Origin of the sequence: Nodosilinea sp. P-1105, assembly GCF_012911975.1 — a bacterium.
Lineage (GTDB): Bacteria > Cyanobacteriota > Cyanobacteriia > Phormidesmidales > Phormidesmidaceae > Nodosilinea.
This window is the reverse complement of record NZ_SMDQ01000178.1, coordinates 1-874: the sequence shown is the minus strand read 5'-3', so window position 1 is coordinate 874 and position 874 is coordinate 1. Positions and strand designations below refer to the sequence as shown.

General features: G+C 54.7%; 1 protein-coding gene. It reads left to right on the top strand.

What is annotated here, in order from left to right:
* The coding region (locus E1H13_RS26650; protein WP_206071132.1) for a transposase family protein at nt 1-811 on the top strand (811 nt) is incomplete at its 5' end.
* Nucleotides 812-874: the final 63 nt, after the last annotated feature.

Sequence of the window (874 nt, the reverse complement as noted above, 5' to 3'; positions counted from 1 at the left end):
CGCTCAGGTATTGGCCAACGCGGCTGTGCCGCGTCGGAGTCCCTTACCCCGTCAACGGGCGAGCGGAGCCGGGCGAAAACCCACGTTAGCGACGGTCGAGGCGAAGCTGTTCTTCATCTTGTTCTACTTCAAGGTATATCCCACCTTTGATCTAGCCGGTTTGCTATTTGACCTGGATCGCGCTCAGGCCAATCGTTGGATGCATCGTCTCCAACCGCTATTGGAGGAAGCCCTGGGTAAAAAAATGGCGCTGCCGAAACGCAAATTGACGAGTCTTGAAGACTTTGTCGAAGCCTTTCCCGAGGTGGAGCGGGTGATTCTCGATGGGACTGAACGCCCCATTCAGCGGGCGAAAGACCGGGACAAACAGAAGGAAGATTACTCCGGCAAAAAGAAGCGCCATACCCGCACTCACCTGGCCGGTGTTGCCCCAGACCGCCAGATTCTCGTATTCAGCACCGCCTATCCCGGCAAGACCCACGACAAAGGCATCCTCAATACCGAGGGATGGGCCGAGTGGATTCCCGATGAGGTCAAAATCCAGGGCGACTTAGGCTTTCAGGGCCTGCAAAACGAGTATGTCAACGTGGAGATTCCGCATAAGAAGCCCAAGGGCGGACAACTCACCGATGAGCAGAAAGCTGAGAATCAAGCGCTTGCCCGAGAACGAGTCGTCGGGGAGCATGCCTTTGCCGGCCTAAAACGCTATGGAATTGCCGCCCAGGTTTATCGCAATCGCAAAGAGAGTTTTGATGACCGTTCCATCTTCACGGCAGCAGGACTCTGGAACTTTTATCTGATGGCGGCTTAACAGAGGGAGAAGAGCGGACACCTGTGACAAATCTGACTGAGCACTATTTCACAACAAGTCTAA